Annotated in this window: 21 protein-coding genes, 1 tRNA gene, 3 pseudogenes and 1 riboswitch; of the genes and pseudogenes, 8 read left to right on the top strand and 17 right to left on the bottom strand. The window is 61.6% G+C overall.

All coding sequences use genetic code 11. The features are described 5' to 3' along the window. Positions 1-127: 127 nt before the first annotated feature. A complete protein-coding gene (locus tag H4I97_RS16355) occupies positions 128-586 on the bottom strand; it encodes a YcgN family cysteine cluster protein (RefSeq protein ID WP_182305675.1) in 459 nt (152 codons plus the stop codon). Between the two features lie 169 nt (positions 587-755). Here H4I97_RS16355 and H4I97_RS16360 point away from each other — a divergent pair. The 3 genes and pseudogenes from H4I97_RS16360 to H4I97_RS16370 all read left to right on the top strand — a co-directional run bounded on the left by H4I97_RS16360 (position 756) and on the right by H4I97_RS16370 (position 4,149). Beyond that, positions 756-2,923, top strand: a pseudogene (locus tag H4I97_RS16360) (transglycosylase domain-containing protein). Positions 2,924-3,018: 95 nt separating this feature from the next. Then, on the top strand, positions 3,019-3,606 hold the full coding sequence (locus H4I97_RS16365) for a DUF1214 domain-containing protein (protein WP_182307687.1): 588 nt from the start codon (positions 3,019-3,021) through the stop codon (positions 3,604-3,606). Next, positions 3,599-4,149: pseudogene (locus tag H4I97_RS16370) on the top strand (DUF1254 domain-containing protein). The gene H4I97_RS16365 and the pseudogene H4I97_RS16370 overlap by 8 nt, the downstream one beginning before the upstream one ends. A gap of 34 nt (positions 4,150-4,183) precedes the next feature. Here H4I97_RS16370 and H4I97_RS16375 read toward each other — a convergent pair. Next, positions 4,184-4,378 carry a hypothetical protein gene (locus H4I97_RS16375; protein ID WP_182305676.1) on the bottom strand — a complete coding sequence of 65 codons (195 nt, stop codon included), beginning with the start codon at positions 4,376-4,378 and terminating at the stop codon, positions 4,184-4,186. Between the two features lie 381 nt (positions 4,379-4,759). Between H4I97_RS16375 and H4I97_RS24935 the strand changes: the two genes are divergently transcribed. Together H4I97_RS24935 and H4I97_RS24940 are read left to right on the top strand one after the other, a co-directional pair. After that, a complete protein-coding gene (locus tag H4I97_RS24935; protein ID WP_425306237.1) occupies positions 4,760-5,266 on the top strand; it encodes a DUF2336 domain-containing protein in 507 nt (168 codons plus the stop codon). A gap of 5 nt (positions 5,267-5,271) precedes the next feature. Beyond that, a complete protein-coding gene (locus H4I97_RS24940) occupies positions 5,272-5,775 on the top strand; it encodes a hypothetical protein (RefSeq protein ID WP_425306238.1) in 504 nt (167 codons plus the stop codon). 73 nt (positions 5,776-5,848) lie between these two features. Here the strand turns inward: H4I97_RS24940 and H4I97_RS16385 are convergent, their stop codons facing one another. Beyond that, positions 5,849-6,547, bottom strand: a complete 699-nt coding sequence (locus tag H4I97_RS16385) for a type 1 glutamine amidotransferase (protein ID WP_182305677.1) — start codon at positions 6,545-6,547, stop codon at positions 5,849-5,851. Positions 6,548-6,691: 144 nt separating this feature from the next. On the opposite strand from H4I97_RS16385, the gene H4I97_RS16390 reads away from it, so the two are divergent. Then, on the top strand, positions 6,692-6,997 hold the full coding sequence (locus H4I97_RS16390) for an Rdx family protein (protein WP_182305678.1): 306 nt from the start codon (positions 6,692-6,694) through the stop codon (positions 6,995-6,997). A 45-nt stretch (positions 6,998-7,042) separates the two neighbouring features. On the opposite strand, the gene H4I97_RS16395 is transcribed toward H4I97_RS16390, so the two are convergent. Continuing rightward, a complete protein-coding gene (locus H4I97_RS16395; protein WP_182305679.1) occupies positions 7,043-7,486 on the bottom strand; it encodes a BA14K family protein in 444 nt (147 codons plus the stop codon). A 292-nt stretch (positions 7,487-7,778) separates the two neighbouring features. On the opposite strand from H4I97_RS16395, the gene H4I97_RS16400 reads away from it, so the two are divergent. Further along, a tRNA-Leu gene (locus H4I97_RS16400) sits at positions 7,779-7,865 on the top strand. 141 nt (positions 7,866-8,006) lie between these two features. On the opposite strand, the gene H4I97_RS16405 is transcribed toward H4I97_RS16400, so the two are convergent. The 5 genes and pseudogenes from H4I97_RS16405 to H4I97_RS16425 all read right to left on the bottom strand — a co-directional run bounded on the left by H4I97_RS16405 (position 8,007) and on the right by H4I97_RS16425 (position 11,612). Then, positions 8,007-8,396, bottom strand: coding sequence for a VanZ family protein (locus H4I97_RS16405; protein WP_244658668.1), 390 nt, complete (start codon positions 8,394-8,396; stop codon positions 8,007-8,009). Between the two features lie 94 nt (positions 8,397-8,490). Next, positions 8,491-8,823 (bottom strand): hypothetical protein, encoded by a 333-nt coding sequence (locus H4I97_RS16410; protein WP_182305680.1) that lies wholly within the window; start codon positions 8,821-8,823, stop codon positions 8,491-8,493. A gap of 103 nt (positions 8,824-8,926) precedes the next feature. Further along, a complete protein-coding gene (locus H4I97_RS16415; RefSeq protein ID WP_182305681.1) occupies positions 8,927-9,781 on the bottom strand; it encodes a C40 family peptidase in 855 nt (284 codons plus the stop codon). Between the two features lie 9 nt (positions 9,782-9,790). Beyond that, positions 9,791-10,141, bottom strand: coding sequence for a MarR family transcriptional regulator (locus H4I97_RS16420; RefSeq protein ID WP_182305682.1), 351 nt, complete (start codon positions 10,139-10,141; stop codon positions 9,791-9,793). Positions 10,142-10,221: 80 nt separating this feature from the next. Then, positions 10,222-11,612, bottom strand: a pseudogene (locus H4I97_RS16425) (leucyl aminopeptidase family protein). A 146-nt stretch (positions 11,613-11,758) separates the two neighbouring features. Here H4I97_RS16425 and H4I97_RS16430 point away from each other — a divergent pair. Then, entirely contained in the window at positions 11,759-12,580 is an 822-nt protein-coding gene (locus tag H4I97_RS16430) for a tetratricopeptide repeat protein (protein WP_182305683.1), read from the top strand. A gap of 29 nt (positions 12,581-12,609) precedes the next feature. Here the strand turns inward: H4I97_RS16430 and H4I97_RS16435 are convergent, their stop codons facing one another. The 8 genes from H4I97_RS16435 to cpaB all read right to left on the bottom strand — a co-directional run bounded on the left by H4I97_RS16435 (position 12,610) and on the right by cpaB (position 21,430). Then, positions 12,610-13,251: a LysE family translocator gene (locus H4I97_RS16435; protein WP_182305684.1), complete on the bottom strand. Its 642-nt coding sequence runs from the start codon at positions 13,249-13,251 to the stop codon at positions 12,610-12,612. A 21-nt stretch (positions 13,252-13,272) separates the two neighbouring features. Further along, a riboswitch (ZMP/ZTP riboswitch) is annotated at positions 13,273-13,355 on the bottom strand. Positions 13,356-13,394: 39 nt separating this feature from the next. Next, positions 13,395-14,381: a type II secretion system F family protein gene (locus tag H4I97_RS16440; RefSeq protein WP_182305685.1), complete on the bottom strand. Its 987-nt coding sequence runs from the start codon at positions 14,379-14,381 to the stop codon at positions 13,395-13,397. A gap of 9 nt (positions 14,382-14,390) precedes the next feature. Beyond that, positions 14,391-15,404 carry a type II secretion system F family protein gene (locus tag H4I97_RS16445; protein ID WP_182305686.1) on the bottom strand — a complete coding sequence of 338 codons (1,014 nt, stop codon included), beginning with the start codon at positions 15,402-15,404 and terminating at the stop codon, positions 14,391-14,393. Between the two features lie 5 nt (positions 15,405-15,409). Beyond that, positions 15,410-16,915, bottom strand: coding sequence for a TadA family conjugal transfer-associated ATPase (locus tag H4I97_RS16450; protein WP_182305687.1), 1,506 nt, complete (start codon positions 16,913-16,915; stop codon positions 15,410-15,412). 17 nt (positions 16,916-16,932) lie between these two features. Further along, positions 16,933-18,234, bottom strand: a complete 1,302-nt coding sequence (locus tag H4I97_RS16455) for a CpaE/TadZ family protein (protein ID WP_182305688.1) — start codon at positions 18,232-18,234, stop codon at positions 16,933-16,935. A 32-nt stretch (positions 18,235-18,266) separates the two neighbouring features. Continuing rightward, on the bottom strand, positions 18,267-18,959 hold the full coding sequence (locus H4I97_RS16460; protein ID WP_182305689.1) for a CpaD family pilus assembly protein: 693 nt from the start codon (positions 18,957-18,959) through the stop codon (positions 18,267-18,269). Positions 18,960-19,019: 60 nt separating this feature from the next. Continuing rightward, entirely contained in the window at positions 19,020-20,612 is a 1,593-nt protein-coding gene (locus H4I97_RS16465; protein ID WP_182305690.1) for a type II and III secretion system protein family protein, read from the bottom strand. Beyond that, positions 20,609-21,430, bottom strand: a complete 822-nt coding sequence (gene cpaB / locus H4I97_RS16470) for a Flp pilus assembly protein CpaB (RefSeq protein WP_182305691.1) — start codon at positions 21,428-21,430, stop codon at positions 20,609-20,611. Before cpaB ends, H4I97_RS16465 begins: the two co-directional genes overlap by 4 nt. Positions 21,431-21,469: the final 39 nt, after the last annotated feature.

Raw genomic sequence — 21,469 nt, forward strand, 5'->3', positions numbered from 1 at the left:
TCCCATCATGGGAGGGTCAAGGGGCAGCGGCGAAATTTTCCGAATATACGAAAAAGTGAGTTTAATGAGAAACGCGATAGCCGTGCGGCATCCGCCTACCGTGCGTCACGCAGTGGCAGATGCGGGCTCACGCTTCACCGACTCTGAGGGGCCAGTCGACAATGTAGTCCTCGAAGTCCTCGACCGGCACGACCTCCTCGCTCACCGTACGTCCGCGCACGGAAATGCCGGCTTGGTGAACCGTCTCGCGATCACCAGACACCAGATAGTGCCACCAGTAGAGATCCTCGCCCTCGGAAATCAGCCGGTAGGCGCAGGTCGGCGGCAGCCACGAAATCGTCTCCACCTCGTCCAGTGTCAGACGGATGCAATCGGGCACTGTTGCCTGCCGGTTCTCATAGTCCTTGCATCGACAGCTGTGAGCGTCGAGCAGCCGGCAGGCCACCGACGTGAACGCAACCTCTCCGGTATCCCAGTCTTCAAGCTTGTTGAGACAGCAAATCCCGCAGCCGTCGCAGAGACCTTCCCATTCCTCTGCCGTCATTTCTGCAAGCGTCTTGCGTTTCCAGTAAGGGATCTCGCTCATCATCACACCTTGCGGGAGCGGCCAAAGGACGCCGCTTTCTTCTTGTTCTTTGGGCCCGAATGGACCATGTATCAAGTCTATGCCGACGGTTCCATGCCTCGACGCCCTCCTGTGGCGTGCTGCGGCGGCCTCGTCAAGCTTTCAACGGGTCAACGGGGAAAATCCTAACGTGCAGGAGCCCGAACCGCCGAAAAAGAGACCGCGCAGGAAGAGCCATATCCTGCTGCGGATCGATTCCTGGATCGACTCGACCGTATGGAACGCCGGGTTCGCCGCCGGAGAAGCCTGGGAGGAGATCACCATCTTCTTCCGCCGTTTCCGCGTGCATGGATGGAAGCGAGCCGTTTTCGAGGTGCTTGGCGAAGCCATGACCCTCGGCGTCGCGGGCAGCGTGCTGCTGCTGGCGCTCGCGATGCCGGCCTTCGAAGAAACCAAGAAGGACTGGCGCAACCGCGGCAATTTTGCCGTCACCTTTCTCGACCGTTACGGTAACCAGATCGGCCATCGCGGCATCATCCACGAAAACTCGGTGCCGATCGATGCCCTGCCTGACCACCTGATCAAGGCGGTGCTGGCAACCGAGGACCGTCGCTTCTTCGACCACTTCGGCATCGATTTCCTGGGGCTTATCCGCGCCATGAACGAGAACGCGCGCGCCGGAACGGTGGTCCAGGGCGGATCGACGCTCACGCAGCAGCTCGCCAAGAACCTCTTCCTGACCAACGAACGCTCGCTCGAACGCAAGATCAAGGAGGCATTTCTGGCACTGTGGCTGGAGGCCAATCTGACCAAGAAGGAAATCCTGTCGCTCTATCTGGATCGCGCCTACATGGGCGGCGGGACGTTCGGTGCCGCAGCGGCGGCGCAGTTCTACTTCGGCAAGAACATCACGGAGGTCAATCTCGCCGAATCCGCGATGCTCGCGGGGCTCTTCAAGGCGCCGGCGAAGTACGCGCCTCACGTCAACCTTCCGGCGGCACGAGCGCGTGCCAACGAGGTTCTGTCCAACATGGTGCAGAGCGGCATCATGACCGAGGGGCAGGTGATCGGTGCGCGACGCAATCCGGCAACCGTCGTCGATCGCGATGACGCCGAGGCGCCGGATTATTTCCTCGACTGGGCGTTCGACGAGGTGCAACGGCTCGCAGCGCGCTTTCCTCAGCATTCGCTGGTGGTGCGAACAACCATCGACATGGGTCTGCAGAAGGCGGCGGAGGCGGCTGTCGCCTCCAGCCTGCGCGAATACGGTGAAAGCTATAACGCGAAGCAGGCTGCTCTTGTCCTGGTCGAGAACGGCGGCGCCGTTCGCGCGATGGTCGGTGGCCGCGACTACGGCGAAAGCCAGTTCAACCGGGCCACCAAGGCATTGAGGCAACCCGGCTCATCCTTCAAGGTCTACACCTATTCACTGGCGATGGAGTCGGGGCTAACCCCTGACTCACCGATCGTCGATGCGCCGATCTCCTGGGGCAACTGGAACCCTCACAATTACGGCAACAGCTATGCAGGGCGGATCGATATCAAGACCGCTCTCGCCAAGTCGATCAACACCATCCCCGTCCGACTTGCCAAGGAAAAGCTGGGGCCGAAGGCAATCGACAACATCATGGCGGAAGCCAAGAAATTTGGCATAGAGACGCCGATCCGCAAGGACGTGACCATCCCGATCGGCACCTCTGAAGTCACCGTGCTTGACCAGGCCACGGCATACGCCGTGTTTCCCGCCGGGGCTACCAGTCACGCCGTCACGGCATCGCGCAGATCATGACCTACGACGGCGCCGTGCTCTACGATTTCTCGAAGGATGAACCGCCACCGCAGCGGGTGCTCTCCGAGACCGCCGCCGCCTACATGAACCAGATGTTGACGCGTGTTCCCTACGTCGGGACCGGGCGCCGAGCGGCGGTCGACGGCGTATTGACCGGCGGCAAAACCGGCACGACGCAGGCCTATCGAGACGCATGGTTCTGCGGCTTCACGGGGAACTACACGGCCGCCGTCTGGTTCGGCAACGATGACTACACCTCGACCAATAACATGACCGGTGGTTCGGTGCCGGCTATGACCTTCAAGAAACTGATGGACTATGCCCACCAGGGTATCGAGCTTCGCGCCATCCCAGGCGTCGACAATCCTGCGCCGGCAGTCTCGTCCGCCAAGGTCGCAGCACCGGCGAAGGGCACCGAACCGTCGGGTCTCCCGCCGCTCATGCGGCCGCGATCCCTCTCCGCAGACTCGACCCGACTGATCCATGAGATCGGGCGCATGTTGAAAGAGGCCAAGCCCGCCACGGCTCCCCGGAAGGTCGCTTCCGCGACCGACCACGATCCCGGATAGGCGCCGGAAAATAGCCGGGGGCGTCGGTTGCGTTTGAACTTCAAGGGTTTGGATGATACCGCTTGCAACCGGACAACATGGAATTGGTCGACAAGGTGTTCCGGGTTCCCTTTCTCATTGCCGTCGCGCTCGCCATCGCTTTCGGCGGCGGCATTCTCTCCGCAATGTGGGCGCTCCAGGTATCGGCCGGCTTTGGAGCGATCCGGCTCGGCGTGTGGCAAGCATTTCCCGAGGCGCAGACTGCATCTGCCGATCCCTACGCGAGGTCGCACCGCGCCAAGGCCGGACGACTTCTCTACGGATCGGCCGAGGGACTGGTCTTTACCGCGACGGAGGACGAACAGGGGCGACGGCTGAACACGAATTGTGCATACCGGCTGCATGGTCGCACCCCGACCGCGCGCACCTGGACGCTTTACGCCGCCGACGCGGCCGGCCGGCCGCTGTCGACGCCCGCATCGCTGCCGTCGTCCTTCAATGCCCGCACGGTGCTGCGCCACCAGGACGGCGGTTTCGATATCGTGATCTCAACCGGTCCTCAGCCCGGCAACTGGCTGGCACTGCCTAAAGCGGGATCCTTTTCGCTCATACTGACGCTTCTCGACACGCCTGCGGCGGGAAGTTCCGGCCTGATCGGCCTCGCCATGCCGAACCTGGAACGGATCGGGTGCGGGCATGGTTAGGAAGTTTGTTTTTGCAGCCGTGACGGGGCTCGTCGGAGCGGCCTTGCTGCACATCATCATTATCCTCGCGCTTCCGAGCTTTACCGGGCAAGACGCCTATACCCGCGTGCAGGCGGAAGGCCCGGAGAACGCCTTCTACAGCCTGCCCGACATGAGCCAGGGGAAGGGCTTGCCAATCTGGATCCCTACGTGAAGGTCGCAGTCTGCCATTTTGATGTCACGACACAGCCTGTCAGGCTTGTTGCCGGCAAGGGTCCAGGCTTCTGGTCACTGGCTGTCTATAACAGCCGTTCCGACGAAGTCTTCAGCATAAACGACCGCACCTCTGTTGACGGGAGCGTCGATGTGCTCGCTGCTTCGAGCGTGCAGCTCGGTCGCATCCGGAAGGCGCTGCCGGACTCGCTGTCGCGAACGATTACTGTCGAGCTGAAGGACCCGCTCGGCTATGCGGTCCTGCGAACCATGGCCCCACAAACGAGCTTCGAGGAAAATGCGAGAGAGTTTCTCGCGGACGCAGTGTGTACGCCGTTCTCCGACTACTAGGAACGACGATTCTGCCACTGCGGTTCCGGGCTCGTCAGTGCGGCAAGGGATCCTTGCCCTTCGGTTGAGGCATGCACTGCGCATCGTATACATCGCCGGTGCGAACGAGGTGTCCGTCCCGGTACTCATATCGAACCCCGGTGAAAAGCAGGATCACCGCTTCGTGGTGTTCCGGTCGCCGTTTCGGCTGGCGCGCCAGCCTTTCTTCAAATTTCACGATCTCCGCCATGCTCGTCTCCATTTCTAGGCCGAGAAGGATGAAGAAATCGATTTCACCCCGCCCTCCGTCTTGAAGGGCCGGCGCAGTCCGGCAAAGTTCCTCTTGGATCACGGCCGGATCATCTGCGCCTTTCTCCAGCGCGAACCGACGATGGGACGATACTCACTGCCCAACAGACGGGGCACGCCTTACAACGTGTGCCTGCTCGCGAATCGGCATGCAGCTCCACGACTACAGCCCAATTCACGCACAGCTTAGTTAACAGCTTGCTAACAAATTTGTTCTACCTTGACCCATATCTGTTTTGCGTAAGGTTAAGGTCTTGTCGTGGTCGATCGCTTTCGGGAACTGGAGAAGCCCCAGGGGTTGCGGAAGAAGGACGTCGTTCTGATGGCGACCGTCACCAGCTTCGAGAACGTTCGACATCCGCGAAAGAGCGAATTGAGGCAATTTGCCGAGCTCTTTGCGCCGCTTTTCCAAGCCTCCTCTGAGGAGGCCCGGCGTCAGGCGGTTGCAGCTCTTTCGCAAAACCCGAATGTCCCGCCGGCCGTCGCTCTCTTCATCGCGTCGCAGCCGATCGCGATCGCAGCCCCATTTCTCGCGTCGTCGCCATGCCTTTCCGATGATCTCCTGATCATGATCGCCCGAACGCAAGGCGCGGCTCACGCCCGCGCCATCGTGCGCCGGCAATCGCTTTCCCCTACCGTCATTGATGCGCTTGTCGGCCTTCGCCACAGCCTGGGACCTTCGCGGCACACCGACGAACGCTCGGGGACATCTCCCCTGCCCCTGAAAAAGCTCAGCAAGACCACAGCGAAGAGCTACGCCAACGCATCAAGCGGCTTGCCAATCACCTTCATGCACCCGCCTCCGACCGGCTCGGCATGCGCACGATAACGCCGATGCAAGAGGCACTGCTGGTACGTTTCGCCCGCACCGGCGAGGCGGATCACTTTTGTTCGGCGCTTGCCGAGGTGCTTTCCGCAAGCCGCTGGCTCGCCGAACGCATCATGCTCGATATATCCGGCCGCCAGCTCGCCGTGACCCTGACAGGCGTAGCCATGCCACCAGAGGAAACCGTCTTCGTGCTCAAGCGGCTCTATCCGCACCTGTCCGAGACGGTCGCGGAACTTACGCGCGCCGACGCGTTGCTCAAGGATCTGGATCCGATCGATTGCGCAGACCGCATTGAAACCTGGCGCCGCGCCGACAACTATACCTACCGCCAGCATACCACTGCCACGACAGCATCTTTGAGCGTCTCAGGCGCTGACGACCTGATGGCAGGCCTCTCCACTACACGGACTGACGAGTTGTCAGCCGGCGGTGCCTCGCCAGATCGCCGTCGCGCCGCGATCGTTGGCGACGACCACGCCCGCCAGGTGCTTAGGGCACGGCAACGCTAGGCGGCACCTTGGCGGATATCCCGTCGCGGAAGGCAGGTTGCGTCTGCGGTGCCGAAGGCAGGTCACTCGCGATTCAGATCTGGCGCACCCAGGCGCGAGCGATCTCTAGGCCGAAAGCCTCCGCCTCAGGTCCGTGCCTTGCGGCATGTTCCGGATGACGGGCGAGCCATCCCGGCTCCTTGCGCTCGACATGCGCTGGAAATAGACGAATCCATTCCTCGACCACCGGTCGGTCCGCCTCGAAATGAAACTGCATGCCATAGGCGGCCCGGCCGACACGAAAACCCTGGTTGCTGGCGATGTCGTTCTCGGCAAGACGGATGGCATCCGGTGGAAGCGTGAACGTGTCGTCGTGCCACTGGAACGAAATGAATTGTCGGCCCAAATGACCCAATACCGGGTCGCTCTTCGCACCGTCGGTCAGCGCTATGTCCCTCCACCCGAATTCGGGTGCGGCACCGATCAGGTTTTCGCCGCCATAGGCGCGCGCCAGCAGCTGGCTGCCGAGGCAGATACCGAGGACCGCCTTGCCGGCGTCGCCGAAGCCCTTCATCGCGCCGGCAAGTGCCGGCAGATAGCGATGGGTGTGATCGTCGCGGGCATTCTGTTCGCCGCCGAAGACCACCAGAGCGTCGTGATCATGGATGTCGGTCGGCAAAGGCTCGCCGGCGAAGGCGCGGATAACGTCGATCTCGGCTCCCGTTTCACGGAGCGCGACGCCGACCAGCCCGTGCTGCGTGAACGGCATATTCTCGATGATAGCCACGCGCATATTTGCAGTCCGCCTCGATTGCCCTGAACCGGCACAGATGACCATGAGGGCGAGGTTGATTCAAGAGGTCTCGAGCGCCAGTCGCTGAGCGCCGGTAGACCACCTACGCCGGGACCGATATCATCGGCGCAAACGGAGAGGTCCATGTCAACAAAGCCCCGCGTCACAATCCTTTACTGCACCCAGTGCAACTGGCTGCTGCGTGCGGCCTGGATGGCGCAGGAGCTCCTCCAGACATTCCCCGATGGCCTGCGCGAAGTCGCTCTCATCCCCGGCACCGGCGGCGATTTCGAGATCCGGGTCGATGACGTCCTCGTCTGGGAGCGCAAGCGCGATGATGGCTTTCCCGGGCCGAAGGAACTCAAGCAGCGGATACGCGATGTCATCGAACCGGAGCGTGACCTCGGCCACGTCGACCGGCTGAAGCAGCCCCGGGATGATGCTGGCTAGAGGAGGCGGAGCGCAGCCCCACCTTCCCTGGACATTCGGCCGGCGTCACCGGTAGGGCGAGCGGCAGACGTGGAAGTAGCCGTCGTAGCCGACATAGCGGTTCGTCCGCGGATTGTAAGAGCGATAGCGCTCGAGGCACCACCGCACGTGATTATCCCAGGAGCGCGGCGGCCGGTAGATCGGTGGTGGCGGTGGCGGGCGGCGATACCGCCAATAGGGCGGCGGCGGCGGAACGGGACGGTAATAGGGTGGATCCGGCCGATAGACCGGTGGCGGAGGCGGTGGTGGCAGCCAACGCGGTGGGGGAGGTGGTCGGCGCCAGGTGTCGTAGCAGCCGTAGCGATCACAGACGACGGCCGCTTGTACGACATTGGTGGATGCCGCTTCGCGCTCCCCGGGTAATGCAGGCATAGTGGCGCTGGCCGGCATCGGTAGTGCACTTGCCACAACCAGCAGACCGCCAAGCAGGAAATTCCGGATCTTATGCATCGAGTATCTCCCCGTCGTCCGCCTGTCCGCGATGCCATCCCGTCTCGAGGATCACAAGACAGGTCGACCCGAACGATCTGTTCTCCACCCCTCCGAATCTTGGGTGCGATCATGGCTTTTCGAAGACGACTCAGTGTCCTGCTCCGCGCCTCTCCGCGGTTGCAGGTCGCCTGTTGTTCCGCCGATGCCACGGGCCGTCGCAAGGCGCCGCACAGCTTTCTCGACTGCCGACACGAAAACTTCAAAATGCCTGTTGACAGCAGGAGGCAGCCCCCTTACATGCGTGACCGTCGCCCAGATGGCGGAATTGGTAGACGCGCCAGCTTCAGGTGCTGGTACTCGAAAGGGTGTGGAGGTTCGAGTCCTCTTCTGGGCACCAAATTCCCGTTTCAAGCCGTAGTTACGGCGTTGAAAATACGAGAAAAGCCCGGCTCAGCCGGGCTTTTCTCGTTTCCGGCACCAACGCGATCGCTGAGCGCCGATACAAGGCAATCCTTGTTGGCGAACTGCGGAGATCGTCTCAGTCCTTCCGAACGGACACCGAACGTGAGGCAAGCGGAGGCCGGACCAAAGTCGCAAAATGCGACAGCGCATAGCCTGCGGCCACGCCGATCAGAACACCCAGGGATTTTACCAGCGCGTCTTCGACGTGCGCGTGGCGTGTCGGCGAGATCAGCTGGGCAACCTCGAAGAGAGCAGCGCCGGTAACAAGCAGCAGCGCTATCCGCTTCCACCGGTCAGGATAGGCAAGCACGAAGAGCATCGAAACCACTGCAAAGGCGGCACCGCGATCAAGATTGACTGTCGTGACCGTGTGGGGCCTGAGACCTATCGGGCTTATGGTGACGACGAAGATTGTGAAAAGGAGGGTCCAGGCGAGGATCCTCGAAACCGACGAGAACTTGAACATCCCGATAGCCTAGACTGTTGTCTCGCCGCAGGAAAGGCCCGCGGAGAAAGGCACCCCTGCTTTCCCCGCAACGCTCACAGGCCGAATGCATGCGCTATTTCTCGATATTCCTTGGGTTGACGCCGGGATACCAGGAGCCGGTCAGCGGAGGATTGCGGCTCTCGAAGGTGACGCCATCTCGGGTGCAGCGGTAGACGAGAACAGGCAGGCTGTCCGAAAAGCCGATATCGTCCCGGTTGCGAAAGCTCCGAGTTGCCGTCGTGCATTTGTATTCCGGCGCCTTCTGCCGCACGTCCGGGGCCATCACGCCGGGCAGATCCTTGAAATAGCCGGAGGGGTCGATCAACCGCCTCTCGTCTGCAAGACACGACGGTGCGGCGACGACGACCCCGAAGGCGAGGCTCAGCACTGCCGAAACAATCTTCATGGACTTGCCCTTCTGGTTTCCGCCGGCGGTTGACCGCAAAGCTTAGGCCATGCGTCATATAGGTGCAGCAGCCGGCGAGCGTAAGATCAGGCCCGTTGAACGGCTATGCGACGGGTCTGCGATAGCCGGTCGGAACATCGTAAAGCCAGCCGATACGCCTCACCGCGGCGTCAAAGTCCTCACGCGCCACGGTCATCGTGTGACCGTTCGCATGGAGCAATGTCTTCTCGTCTTCCATGATTGCAACATGACCTTTCCAGAAGACGAGATCGCCGCGCTTCAGATCGCCGCGTCCGATCTCTGCGCCAAGTCCGGCCGCCTGCATATCGGTGTCGCGGAGCGCCGAACGGCCGGTCATCATCATCGAGAGCTGGACGAGACCGGAGCAATCGATACCGAAACCGGAGCGGCCACCCCACAGATAAGGCGTTTCGAGAAAGCGCGCCGCAACCGCCACGTAGTCGTCACTCGGATAGGTGCCGACCGCCAGACAATGCCCCGCAACGATCGCCCGCCCGTCGGAGAGCAGGAAATAGCGAGTGCCGCGCGTCTCCGTTTCGCCAACGACGGTGATCCGGCTTCCCATCGAGATCGTCGCGGAGGCGGGGAAGCGCAGATCCGCACCGGGATACAAGAAGGTACGAGGGACGATCACCTGATGGGTCGGCGAATTACCGGGCGGCGCAAGCGCCGAGTCGGGCAGATAACCGACATAGCCGTCGCTCGCCGCCTTTACCCATGCCCAGCCGTCCGTACGATCGAAGACGGTCACCTCTTCGCCCAGGAGAACCTCCGTGTCTATGCCGCAGGCAAGGTCAGGTTTCGGACGAAGGGCTGCAACCGGCGAGGCGATCCGCGCCGGTTCCCCAACAACGAAGCGGCGAGCGGTCACCTGTCCCTCCAGCGACTTGTCGGCAAGGTCGTCACGATAGGCATTCAATCGTCTATCCAGTGCCATAAGACCCTCTCAGATCTCCAAAGCTCGGCCCTTTTCGATGACGAGGTCACCGAAACGTTCGAGGTAGAGCGCGCCGTCAACAGTGCGCTTGATAATCACGTTGCGGCGGTCGCGGTCGTCTCTGACGCGCTCGACGAGGCCCATTTCCCCCATCGTATCCAGTGCACGGGTAATCACCGGCTTTGTGACCCCAAGCGTCGCCGCGAGTCCGCGTACGGTGTGCGGCGGCGGCACGAGATAGATCTGCAAGAGGATCGCCATCTGCCGAAGCGTCAAATCGCGATTGTCCTGCAGAACCTGTTGCACCGTCACGCTGTGCCAGAGGCACAATGCCTCGGTCGCAGTCAGTTCCACACTCATCCGACGTCATCCGGGTTCACGAGAAATCTCTTGTCCGGCAATCGCCCGCCGTTTGCAAGACTTGCGGCGGGTAAGCGCCGTCAACGAACACTGGAGCGCAAATAGCGATACAGCGCGCGGATCGCCTGGGCCTCGCCGCCGACTGGTGAGTGCGGACGCTCCGAGGGGCCCAGCCGAAGATATCGAAATGGGCCCAACTCCGCGCGCGGCTCACGAACCGTTTGAGGAAAAGGGCGGCCGTGATTGCACCCGCCATGCCGCCAGCCGGCGCATTCGTCAGGTCGGCGATCTGGCCTTTCAGACCCTTGTCATACCCCATGTAGAGAGGCATCCGCCAAAGCGGATCGTCGGTCTCGATGCTCGCGTCGAGGAGTTCTGCCGCGAGTTCCTCATCGTCCGTAAAGACCGGCGGCAAGTCCGGACCGAGTGCAACGCGCGCCGCACCGGTCAGGGTTGCCATGTCGATGAGGAGATCAGTCTCCTCCTCGTCGGCATAGGCGAGCGCATCGGCGAGGATCAGCCGCCCCTCAGCGTCGGTGTTGTCGATCTGCACCGTCAATCCCTTGCGGCTGCGATAAACGTCGCCGGGGCGGAACGCATTCCCGGCAATCGAGTTCTCCACGACAGGAACGATCACCCGGAGGTCGACCTTTAGCTTGGCATCCATGATCATCAGTGCCAAGCCGAGCACATTGGCTGCACCGCCCATGTCCTTCTTCATCAGCAGCATCGACGCCGCGGGCTTGATGTCCAAACCGCCAGTGTCGAAACATACGCCCTTGCCGACCAGAGTAACGCGGCGATGGCCGTCCTTGCCCCACCGCATCTCGAGAAGACGCGGCGCCTCTGCACTCGCGCGACCGACGGCATGAACCAACGGGAAGTTGGCCTTTAGGAGATCTTCGCCGACGATGACGGAAACGTCGGCCTTGTAGTGTTCAGCAATTGATCGGAACACGCGTTCAAGCTCGCCCGGCCCCATATCGTTGGTCGGCGTATTGATGAGGTCCCGCGCCAGAAATACGCCGGCGAGCTGCCGCTTGATATCAGTCGCGTCGGCATCCTGGGGGATCAGGAGCTTCGGTCCCGCCTGCCCCTCCGTACGGTAGCGATCATAGCTGTAACTACCGAGACCGTAGCCGAGAGCGAGGCGATTGGCGGTGAGCGGCGCAGTCTCGATGTGCCAGTCACCCGCAGGAAGCTGGCGGGCAAGCTTACCGGCGAGAAAAGGTGTCGCCGAGGGATTGGTCCCGAGACCGAAGAGTGCACCGCCGAGTTGGCCATCGGCAGTCGGAACGAGAAGCAGTGCCCCCGCCCCTGCCGTGAAGCCGGCCTTTCGTGCCCAGTCCAGCGCGATCGGGTCGATCGTGCCGGTTTCCACGTGGGCGGGCGTCACGGCGAAGATCGGGAGGGTCTTCCCGTTCTTGGTGCTGAAGGGGCTTTTTCGATCGATGTGTTGATAGGGCGCCATGGATGCTCTTTCTGCGGAATCAGTCGCGGTCGCCGACATTAACGCTCCGTTAGGGTTAACAGATTATTGCTAGTCACAAGGTTGCGTCGGATGCCACCTGCAGGTTCCGCCGACGCCGGACGTGCCGCATCAGGGGGAAGTGAATCATGGGGGCCAGGAAAACCACGTCGCGTCGCATGACGATGGCCAAAGTCTGCATTCTTGCGCTCGCGACAATCGTTGCCGGCTGCGCCACCACCGCCAAGAAGGATCCGACCGTCACGGGATCGATCCCCAAGCTCACGAAGCCGGTCGAGACGATGACGACGAGCGAACTTGCGGCTGCGGCCGAGCGAGTCGGCTCGGCCTATGATCGTAACCCCAAGGACAAGCAAACGGGCCTGACCTACGCAAGCATTCTGATGATGACAGGCCGCGATACCCAGGCGCTTGCCGTGATGCAGCAGGTTGCGATCGCCCATCCGGCTGATCGCGATGTGCTTGCAGCCTACGGTAAGGCGCAGGCAGCGGCAGGCCAGATGGAACAGGCCTTGTCCACCATATCGAGAGCACAGACGCCCGATCGCCCGGACTGGCGGCTCTATTCTGCCGAGGGCGCCGTTCTGGATCAGCTCGGACGCTCTTCTGAGGCCCGCAACCGCTACCGCATGGCTCTGGATCTGAAGCCGAACGAGCCGTCGGTGCTCTCCAATCTGGGCATGTCCTATGTTCTGTCCGGCGACCTGCGGACCGCGGAAACCTATCTCAAATCAGCGTCGCAGCAGCCCGCCGCCGACAGCCGCGTGCGCCAGAACCTTGCCCTGGTAATAGGCCTGCAGGGACGCTTCGACGAAGCAGAACGCATTGCACGCCAGGAACTCGATCCGCAACAGGCCGAGGCAAACGTCGCCTATCTACGCTCGATGCTTGCACAACAGAATTCCTGGAAGCAGCTTGCCGCAAAGGACGCCGGCACCCGGACCAACTGACGCGGGAACGACAGCACCGTAGCCTGCTTTCACCAGATCCTCGACGAGATTCCCTCTGCCGCCAGGCGTATGCCGAGGCCAGCCATGACCGCACCGGCCGCTCGATCGATCCAGATCTTTGCACGCATATAGGCGCGGCGCGGCGCGTTCGCGGAAAAGACCAGTGCGACGACCAGATACCAGCCGGCCTCGATGCCGAAGAGCATTGGCACCAGCGTGAACATCAACCAGTGTTCCGGCTCGGCAGGAAGAAGGGCGGCAAAGATGCTTCCGTAGACGATGACTGTCTTCGGGTTGCTGAGCTGGATGAGAAGCCCCATGACCAGATTGCCGCCGAGAGACTTCGCACGATCCGGTCCACCGCTTTCGAACGTGATCGGGGCGGACGCATCCCTGAAGATACGAAACCCGAGATAGACAAGATAGAGGCCACCGAGGACCTTAACGAGCAGAAAGACCGCTTCGGCGCGCAAAAGGAGTGCGCTCAGGCCGAGAAGCGCTAGTCCTCCCAGGCAGGCGCCACCCACCCCCATGCCGAGCGCTGCGGCGATACCGGCCGACCGCCCTTGCGCGATCGCTGTGCGGCTCACCAGAACGAAGCTCGGCCCGGGACTCATCGCGCCGATCAGGATCGCGCCGAGGATACTGAGAAAAATCATTTCAGACGACATGGGGCAGCTCCGGTTGCTGGAAGTCAAAGCCCAGGCGAGCGGCGTTCGATCGCCCCGCGTTCCCCGCTGGTTCTCCATCTCTGTCGCCAGTTGCGCGGGCGACAAGAGGTAGCGTTTTTCATTACCCGTCGCAATATGCCGCGTCAGAAGCGATCAGAGACCTGTATGCCAGCCGGCCCGAGGATGACGGCAACGAGTACCGGCAGGAAGAAGAGGATCATCGGCACGGTCAGCTTGGGCGGCAAGGCAGCGGCTTTCTTCTCGGCCTCGTTCATGCGCTCGTCGCGGCCCTCCTGCGCGAGAACGCGGAGGGCCTGCGCAACCGGTGTCCCGTAGCGCTCGGCCTGGATCAGAGCTTGGGTGACGCTCTTCACGCCATCGAGTTGTGTGCGGTTGCCAAGATTCTCCAGCGCCGTCCGGCGGTCCTGCAGGAACGAAAGCTCCGCGGTCGTCAAAACCATTTCTTCTGCGAGCTCCGGCGATTGGGTCGCCATTTCGTCAGAGACGCGGCGCATCGCAGCCTCGATGGAGATGCCCGACTCGACGCAGATCAGCATGAGATCGAGCGCATCCGGCCAGGCGCGCTTGATCGACAGCTGTCGCTTGCTCATTCGGTTGGAGACATAGATGTTGGGGAGATAGAAGCCGATATAGCCGCCGACCACCGTCACCAGCATGCGAATGGCAAACGGCCTCTCCGCCAGGTTGCCAAGCGCGAATATCCAGAAAGCCGTCAGCGTCAGCGTCACGAAAGGCAAGAGGAAGCGAGCGACCAGGAAGATGTTGAGAGCGTTCTGCGAGCGGAAGCCCGCCGCTTTCAGCTTGTCCATCGTTGCATCATCGACCAGCGCCTGACGCAGATTGAACTTTTCCACGATCTGGCGCACCGAATGGTTATGCGAGGCGCGCAAGCTCGCCTTCCCGCGCGCTCCGTCGGCGTTCATTCGAGCGCGCTCGCGGGCGCGAATCTGCTCCCGTTCCGTCGAAACCGCCTTCATGCGTTTTTCGAGATCGCCACGCTCGAGATACGGAATGGCAATCGTGTAGAGCGTCGCAAAGACTGCGATCGCCACCAGAACGGCGATAACCAATGCAGGGTCAGTCAGTCTTGCGGCGAGATCCTGCGTCATTGCGGCGTCCTAGATGTCGAAATTGATCATGTTGCGCATTACCAGTATCCCGATCGACATCCAGACAGCGGAAACGCCGAGAATCATGTGGCCGCGGGGGTCGGTGAAGAGAATCATGATGTAATGGGGCGATGTCAGGTAAACGAGAAGCGCGACGATGAAAGGCAGTGCACCGATAATGGCCGCAGAGGCCTTCGCCTCCATAGAAAGCGCGTTCACCTTGGCCTTCATCTTCTTGCGATCCCGCAACACACGCGAGAGGTTGGCTAGCGCCTCGGAAAGATTGCCGCCGGCCTGAGACTGGATGGCGATAACGATCGAGAAGAAATTGATCTCCTGTAGCGGCATGGTCACGATCATGCGCTGACAAGCTTCCGGGACGCTCAGACCGACCTGCTGGGACTCGACCACGCGGCGAAATTCACTCTTCACCGGTTCCTGCCCGTCGGATGCGATCAGCCTCAACGCGTCGTTCAGGGGCAGACCTGAACGAATCGACCGAACCATCACGTCCAGCGAATTGGGGAACTCGTTCAGAAATTTCTTCTGGCGGCGGCGAACCAGGAAACCGACCACCCAGCGCGGCAGGCCGAGCGCTGCGACAAATGCGGAACCGAACGTAACGAGCAACGGCATGCCGGACAGGAAAGCGAGCGCGAGAACGGCAATGCCGAAGGCCGCACTCAGCAGGTAAAACTGAGTGAGCGTGATGGTCAGCCCGGCCTGGACGAGGCGCGACTTGATGTCGGCCTTCGCCATCTTCTTGTTCTGCTCCTGCTGCTTGCGCTCGAGATCCTTCAGCGAGTCCTGAACGGACTTGCGGCGTTTGGATACTTCCTGCACGCGATCGCGCGCCGCCTTGATTTTCGCCAGGTCGGTCTCGGCCGATTTGACCCGGCTGATGCGGCTCTCCGTCTTCTTCTCGACCTCGATCCGGGAGTAGAGAAGGCCATAGGCGAGTGCACCGGTAGCGACCGCCACCAGCGCTATGATCAGCAGAACCGAGGAATCGAGTCCGAACATCTGCTTCAGACCCCCTTGCTCTTCTGTTCCATGAGATCGAGAGCAGCTGCCAACCTGCGCTCTTCATTATAGTAGCGGGCGCGATCCCAGAAATGGGGCTTGCCAATACCCGTCGAGACGTGACGGCCGATGATCCGGCCGTTGGCGTCTTCGCCCTCCATTTCGTAGCGAACGAGGTCCTGAGTAACGATGACATCACCTTCCATGCCGATCACTTCGGTGATGTGAGTGATGCGGCGCGAGCCGTCTCGCAAACGTGCAGCCTGGATGATCACATCGATCGATCCGGCGATAATCTCGCGTACGGTCTTTGCCGGCAGGCTGAAGCCGCCCATCGCGATCATCGACTCCATTCGGCTCAGGCACTCGCGCGGCGTGTTGGCGTGGATCGTGCCCATGGAACCGTCGTGCCCCGTGTTCATCGCCTGAAGCAGGTCGAATACTTCGGGTCCGCGCACTTCGCCGACGATGATACGTTCCGGCCGCATGCGCAGGCAGTTCTTCACGAGGTCGCGCATGGTGATCTCGCCCTCGCCCTCGATGTTCGGCGGACGGGTTTCAAGACGCACGACATGCGGCTGCTGGAGCTGCAGTTCGGCGGTATCCTCGCAGGTGATCACGCGTTCGTCGGTATCGATATAACCGGTGAGGCAGTTGAGAAGTGTGGTTTTACCGGAGCCGGTACCTCCCGAGATCACGACGTTGCAGCGGACGCGTCCGATGATCTGCAATACTTCCGCGCCTTCCGGCGTGATCGCGCCGAACTTCACCAGCTGGTCGAGATTGAGCTTGTCCTTCTTGAACTTGCGGATCGTGAGCGCAGGGCCGTCGATGGCGAGCGGCGGCGCGATCACGTTGACGCGAGATCCGTCGGGCAGACGCGCGTCGCAGATCGGGCTCGACTCGTCGACGCGTCGTCCGACCTGGCTCACGATGCGCTGGCAGATCGACAGAAGCTGCGCATTGTCCCGGAACCGGATCTCCGACTCGATCGTCTTGCCGCCGACTTCGATGAAGGTCTGGCCCGCGCCGTTCACCATGATATCGGCGATGTCGTCTCTCGCGAGCAACGGTTCGAGCGGGCCGTAACCGAGAACGTCGTTGCAGATATCTTCGAGCAGCTCCTCCTGCTCGGAGATCGACATCGCAAAATTCTTGATCGTGATGATGTCGTTGACGATGTCGCGAATTTCTTCACGCGCGCTTTCGCCGTCGAGTTTTGCCAGCTGCGACAGGTCGATGGTGTCGATCAGAGCAGAGAAGACCTGACTCTTCGTGTCGTAATAGTCCTGCGTGCGCGCCGGCCGCTTGCGGCTGACGGCAGGCGCCTGCATCGGCGGCGGCGTTATCTGCTGACGACGGGCCGAATCCTGGGTGAGGACCGGCGTCTCGGCGACGCCGGCGCCAGCTGACGGCACGCTCGCCGGATCCGGGGCAGGTGCAACGGGCGACGCGATTGTCCCCGCACCCGGGCTGGCCTTTCCGAATCCGTCGCCGCGTCTGCCGAACATAGCCACTTACGTCATCCTCACGCTTTAACTTGCTTCCGGCCGAGAAGTCCCAGGACCTTCCCGAGCCCCGCCTTCTTTGGCTTCTTCACCGTCACCCGTCCTGTTACCAGGTGTGCGATCTGCGAGAATGTCTCGGCCGTCGGTGACTTTGCATCCGTCTCTGAGATCATCCGTCCGCTGTTGGCTGCGTTGCCGAAAAGCTGTGCGTCGAAGGGAATGATCGCGATAGGATCGATCTCCAGCGGTTCGAAGAAGTCGTTCGGCGCGATCTCCGGCCGCTTGGGCATGCCGACCTGATTCAGTATGAAATGCGGCGGCTTGTCATTGGGACGCAGCTTTTTCAGCGCGTCGAACATGTTCTTCGCGTTGCGCAGGTTGGCGAGGTCCGGCGCACAGGTGATAACCACCTCGTCCGCCTCGGAGAGGACCGTACGCGTCCAATCCGACCACACGTGTGGTAGGTCGAGTACCGTCACTGGAGCACTCCGCTGCAGGAGTTCCTGCAACGGCTGGAATGCATCCCGAGAGTAGTCATAGGCTCTGTCGAGGAGAGACGGTGCGGCAAGCAGCGAAAGATGCTGCGAACACGTCGTGAGCAGGCGGTCCAGAAACACCTCGTCCAGGCGCTCGGGGGCAAAGATGGCCTCGGCAATACCTTGCGCAGGATCCTGGTCGAAGTCGATGTTGGCCGTGCCATAGGGTAGATCGAGATCGGCCAGTATCGTCTCGGTGGCAAAGAGGCTCGAAATCCCGAAGGCGCAGTTGTGTGCGATGGTCGAAGAGCCTACGCCACCCTTCGCCCCGATGAAGGCAATGGTACGCCCGAGCGGCTCTGCATCGGGGTCAACGAAGATCGCCGCGATCGAGGAGATGATCTCGGCCATCGAAACGGGCCCGACGATATATTCGGATATGCCGTTGCGCATCAGTTCCCGGTAGAGCGGGATATCGTTGTACCGGCCGATGACGATCACCCGCGTGGTCGGGTCACAGACCTCGGCGAGCGGTGCAAGCTCCGCCAGCAGCGTAGCCGACGGAGAGTCCGTCTCCAGAATGATGAGGTTCGGCGTCGGCGTTGTCGCGAACATGGCGGCGGCAGCAGAGATGTTGCCGCTGGTGATCCTGAGGCTCACCTTGGCCATGCGGCGATCCTGCGCACACTTTTCCATAACGCCGCGTGTGCTCTCGGCGATGCAGAAGGCGTGAACCGAGATTCGGGGGAGTGGACGCAAGTGCTCCAGGTCACCCGCGATCACCGCCGGCTCGGCCTCATGGTTCCCACGAGAGCCTGTCTCGATATCGTATTCAATCGCGCTCATACTTTTCCCCTGCCCCGTATTCAGCATGTCGCCTACTTCGACGCCGTGTCCTTGCCTTCTCGATAGAGGCCGATCACCTTCGAGCGGCGAGCAGCGTCGATCGGAGCCATGCCGCGCGGCGCAATCAGATCCATGGGATTGGCGATTTGCGCGGCGAGATTGTTCTGAGTGGCGCAGCCGAAATTGTGCCAGTTGCGGTTCATGACAGTGTTGTCTGCAAGGTCCTCCGGCCACTGACCGCACTGATCGGTCACGGCGGTCGAGGCGACGAAGCTCAGACGAACGGGGGCGGCATCCCCGGAGGCCGCGGCCTGGTAGGTCGTCTCGATAATGCGCGGCGCCGGGATTCCCTTGCCGATCAGTTCAGCACGTATCTGCTTGCGCATGATCGACGCGGCCGCCGCGTTAGGCGACCCTTGCGGGACCATGATCTGGATCGTTCCGCTGGACATGCTGAGATAGTCCTGTGTGAAACCCGCAATCGTGTCCTTCGTGTTGATGCTCAGATTGCGGTCGCCGGAGGCGATCGGGAGGTCGAGCGTGTGCTCAACCTCGGTGACGGTAATCGGATGACGGGTCCGATAGTCGTCCGGAATGGAACCGGTGGTCACACCGTCGCGATTGGCGCCACAGCCGGAAAGGACGATCGTGGCACCGGCAATTACTGCAGCAAGTGCAGCCTTTCCGAGACGGGGTGCAATCCTTGCTGACGTCGGTGCGCGCATGGCCTTATGTCTTTCTGTCGAAGCGTGAGAAACGCTGTTGTCGAACATCGGCGTCTCCGATCACTTGTAGATGAAGCCGACGGTGCCGTGATATCGGCCGGTCACGTCCGCTTCCTTGCGGCCGTAGACCTTGTTGACGCGGTTCAGGAAGAAGGTCGCGCCGTCGTTTTCCGGGTTGAAGTTGTCGTCGGGACGGGCAAGCTGGTTGCGGGCAACCGGCCGCACAAGATAGGGCGTCGCGATGATGACCAGTTCCGTCTCGTTGCGCTGGAAGTCCTTGCTGCGGAAGAGGGTGCCGAGAATCGGCACCTTCGATAAGCCAGGAAGGCCGGACATCGCCTGGCGGATGTTGTCCTGAACGAGACCGGCGATTACGATCGAGCCACCGGACGGAAGTTCGACAGAGGTCGAAGCCTCGCGGCGTCGGATCGACAGGTAGGTCGAGCCGGGGATGCCACGAGAGGTGTTGCCGGTGACGACCGAGGCTTCGTAAGTCGGCTCAGAAACATTCGTCTCAATCTGCAGACTGATGCGACCGGGCGCCAGAACGACCGGCCGGAAATTCAACTCGATCCCGTAGTTCACCGTGTCGGTGGTTCGGGTAACAGTCGTTTGGCCTGTATCGGCATCCGTCGAGACTTCTTGTTCTGCCGGAAGGCGGAATTCACCGCCGACGTAGAACTTGGCGCGCTCGCCCGAAATCGCTGTTAGGCTCGGTTCGGCAAGCGTGCGCATGACGCCCGCCTGCTCCATGGCATTGAGATAGCTGCTGACCGCATAGCTGCCGATTGAACCGAACGCGGTCGGGAGAACACCTCCGATCGCGTTGGAGACGTTGACAGCGTTGCCGAGATTGGCCGGGTTCTGGAAAGATATTCCGCTGCTGCCGTCGGAAACACTTCCGTTGAAACCGAGCTGTTTCAGAACCTGCCGGCTGACTTCCGCAACCGTGACCTTGAGCGTGACCTGGTCCTCGCCTTCGATGGTCAGCAAATTGACGATCTGAGAGACCTGTCGATCTTCCGCGAAGATGGCAACGGCTCCGTCACCGCTGCTTCCGCTCGTGGCCGTTTCGTTGCGCGTCGTCGCTTCGCCGCCCTTCAGGAAGGCGCGAGCCAATCCTTCCGCGCGCTCTGCGTCCTGTGGGGTGCGAACGGTGCCCGTCAGCACGATGTTGTCGGACACGATCTCGACCTTAATGTCGGATTCGGGGATGAAGCGACGAAGGTTCGTCTCAAGGCCTGCGATATCCCGTTCGATTTCGATGTCGAGGCTGACGATTTCCTCGCCATTCGGTCCGAAGATGAAGATGTTCGTCTGACCGACGGCTTTGCCGAACAGATAGATGCGCCGGGACGTGCGGGTTACCGCGTCGGCCATCGACGGGTCGGCGACCAGAATATCGTGAGCGTCGGTCGGCAGGTCGACGACAAGGGCCTTGTTGAGGCCGAGCTTAACGGTACGCCGCGCGCCAGCGCCGACTCTGGATATGGAAATGACGCTTTCGGATGCAGCCGAGGCTGCCGGCAGATCAAAGAGTCCGGGCCCCGTGTACCCCGGCACACCGGAAAACGCCATGGAGAACGCGATGCCGCCGGCGAGCGAAGCCCGGACCTTTTGCTTGATATTTTTCACCTTGGCGCCCCCGTTCATTGCATCTTTACCTCAGCGTCTTTCACGACATTGCCGTTCTTGATGACCTGGATTGCCGGCATTCCGGAACTTCCGCTCAACAGATAGTCGGCGGCTGAGGTGTCTTCTTCCTGTGCGTCGGCAACGGAGCGCAGCGCCAACGACAGGCGGTCGGCCATCTGTTGGGCGACCGTCATGACCTTTGCCTGATCGGGGGTCAGCTCGAGCGTCGCCGTGGTGCCGATCACCGACTTTGAACCGTCGTCCTTCTCCTCGACCTGCTGGTCGATGGCGAGCACACGCACGTTGGAAAGCACCGTCTCCGTCAGGTAGTTGCCGCTGCCGCTATTGCTCTTGTCCGAGCGGACCATGATCACGTCGACGCGGTCGTTCGGGAGGATGAAACCGCCGGCGCCGGTGGCAACCGATATTTCGGTCGATACGGCTCGCTTGCCTGATGGCAGAAGCGACGACATGACACGGGTGGAGGAGTCGGCGATCTTTTCGCGGCGGATGGGCTCACCTTCGAAGAGCGGCATGCGCACGATTACGCCGGTGAGCTCGGTCAGTGCTTGCGGACGGTTGGCCTCGGTAATGAAGCCCTCGACGAGACCCGACGCCGGCCAGGCCATCCAGTGCATGGCGTTTTCGTCAAGCCTGGAGCCGACCGGGAGATTGGCCGCCGCGACCAGAACCTTGACCGTCTCCTCCTTCTTCATCACTGCCTCGGTCTGCTGCATGATGACCGTTTTCGGGCCCGACATGCGCATGGCAAGCATGCCGGCGGCACCGGCGGCCACGACGGCAACTGAGAGAATGATGACACGGGCGGGCTTCATGATCGATCCTTGAGGGACTCAGAATATTTCCCCCTCAGA

Origin of the sequence: Ciceribacter thiooxidans (assembly GCF_014126615.1) — a bacterium.
Classification (GTDB): Bacteria; Pseudomonadota; Alphaproteobacteria; order Rhizobiales; family Rhizobiaceae; genus Allorhizobium; species Allorhizobium thiooxidans.

Excerpts from the sequence above, each read along its gene's own strand:
- H4I97_RS16355 (WP_182305675.1), bottom strand. The coding sequence starts at position 586 with ATGAGCGAGATCCCTTACTGGAAACGCAAGACGCTTGCAGAAATGACG.
- H4I97_RS16375 (WP_182305676.1), bottom strand. The coding sequence starts at position 4,378 with ATGGCGGAGATCGTGAAATTTGAAGAAAGGCTGGCGCGCCAGCCGAAA.
- H4I97_RS24935 (WP_425306237.1), top strand. The coding sequence starts at position 4,760 with ATGGCGACCGTCACCAGCTTCGAGAACGTTCGACATCCGCGAAAGAGC.
- H4I97_RS24940 (WP_425306238.1), top strand. The coding sequence starts at position 5,272 with ATGCAAGAGGCACTGCTGGTACGTTTCGCCCGCACCGGCGAGGCGGAT.
- H4I97_RS16385 (WP_182305677.1), bottom strand. The coding sequence starts at position 6,547 with ATGCGCGTGGCTATCATCGAGAATATGCCGTTCACGCAGCACGGGCTG.
- H4I97_RS16390 (WP_182305678.1), top strand. The coding sequence starts at position 6,692 with ATGTCAACAAAGCCCCGCGTCACAATCCTTTACTGCACCCAGTGCAAC.
- H4I97_RS16395 (WP_182305679.1), bottom strand. The coding sequence starts at position 7,486 with ATGCATAAGATCCGGAATTTCCTGCTTGGCGGTCTGCTGGTTGTGGCA.
- H4I97_RS16405 (WP_244658668.1), bottom strand. The coding sequence starts at position 8,396 with ATGTTCAAGTTCTCGTCGGTTTCGAGGATCCTCGCCTGGACCCTCCTT.
- H4I97_RS16410 (WP_182305680.1), bottom strand. The coding sequence starts at position 8,823 with ATGAAGATTGTTTCGGCAGTGCTGAGCCTCGCCTTCGGGGTCGTCGTC.
- H4I97_RS16415 (WP_182305681.1), bottom strand. The coding sequence starts at position 9,781 with ATGGCACTGGATAGACGATTGAATGCCTATCGTGACGACCTTGCCGAC.
- H4I97_RS16420 (WP_182305682.1), bottom strand. The coding sequence starts at position 10,141 with ATGAGTGTGGAACTGACTGCGACCGAGGCATTGTGCCTCTGGCACAGC.
- H4I97_RS16430 (WP_182305683.1), top strand. The coding sequence starts at position 11,759 with ATGGGGGCCAGGAAAACCACGTCGCGTCGCATGACGATGGCCAAAGTC.
- H4I97_RS16435 (WP_182305684.1), bottom strand. The coding sequence starts at position 13,251 with ATGTCGTCTGAAATGATTTTTCTCAGTATCCTCGGCGCGATCCTGATC.
- H4I97_RS16440 (WP_182305685.1), bottom strand. The coding sequence starts at position 14,381 with ATGACGCAGGATCTCGCCGCAAGACTGACTGACCCTGCATTGGTTATC.
- H4I97_RS16445 (WP_182305686.1), bottom strand. The coding sequence starts at position 15,404 with ATGTTCGGACTCGATTCCTCGGTTCTGCTGATCATAGCGCTGGTGGCG.
- H4I97_RS16450 (WP_182305687.1), bottom strand. The coding sequence starts at position 16,915 with ATGTTCGGCAGACGCGGCGACGGATTCGGAAAGGCCAGCCCGGGTGCG.
- H4I97_RS16455 (WP_182305688.1), bottom strand. The coding sequence starts at position 18,234 with ATGAGCGCGATTGAATACGATATCGAGACAGGCTCTCGTGGGAACCAT.
- H4I97_RS16460 (WP_182305689.1), bottom strand. The coding sequence starts at position 18,959 with ATGCGCGCACCGACGTCAGCAAGGATTGCACCCCGTCTCGGAAAGGCT.
- H4I97_RS16465 (WP_182305690.1), bottom strand. The coding sequence starts at position 20,612 with ATGAACGGGGGCGCCAAGGTGAAAAATATCAAGCAAAAGGTCCGGGCT.
- cpaB (WP_182305691.1), bottom strand. The coding sequence starts at position 21,430 with ATGAAGCCCGCCCGTGTCATCATTCTCTCAGTTGCCGTCGTGGCCGCC.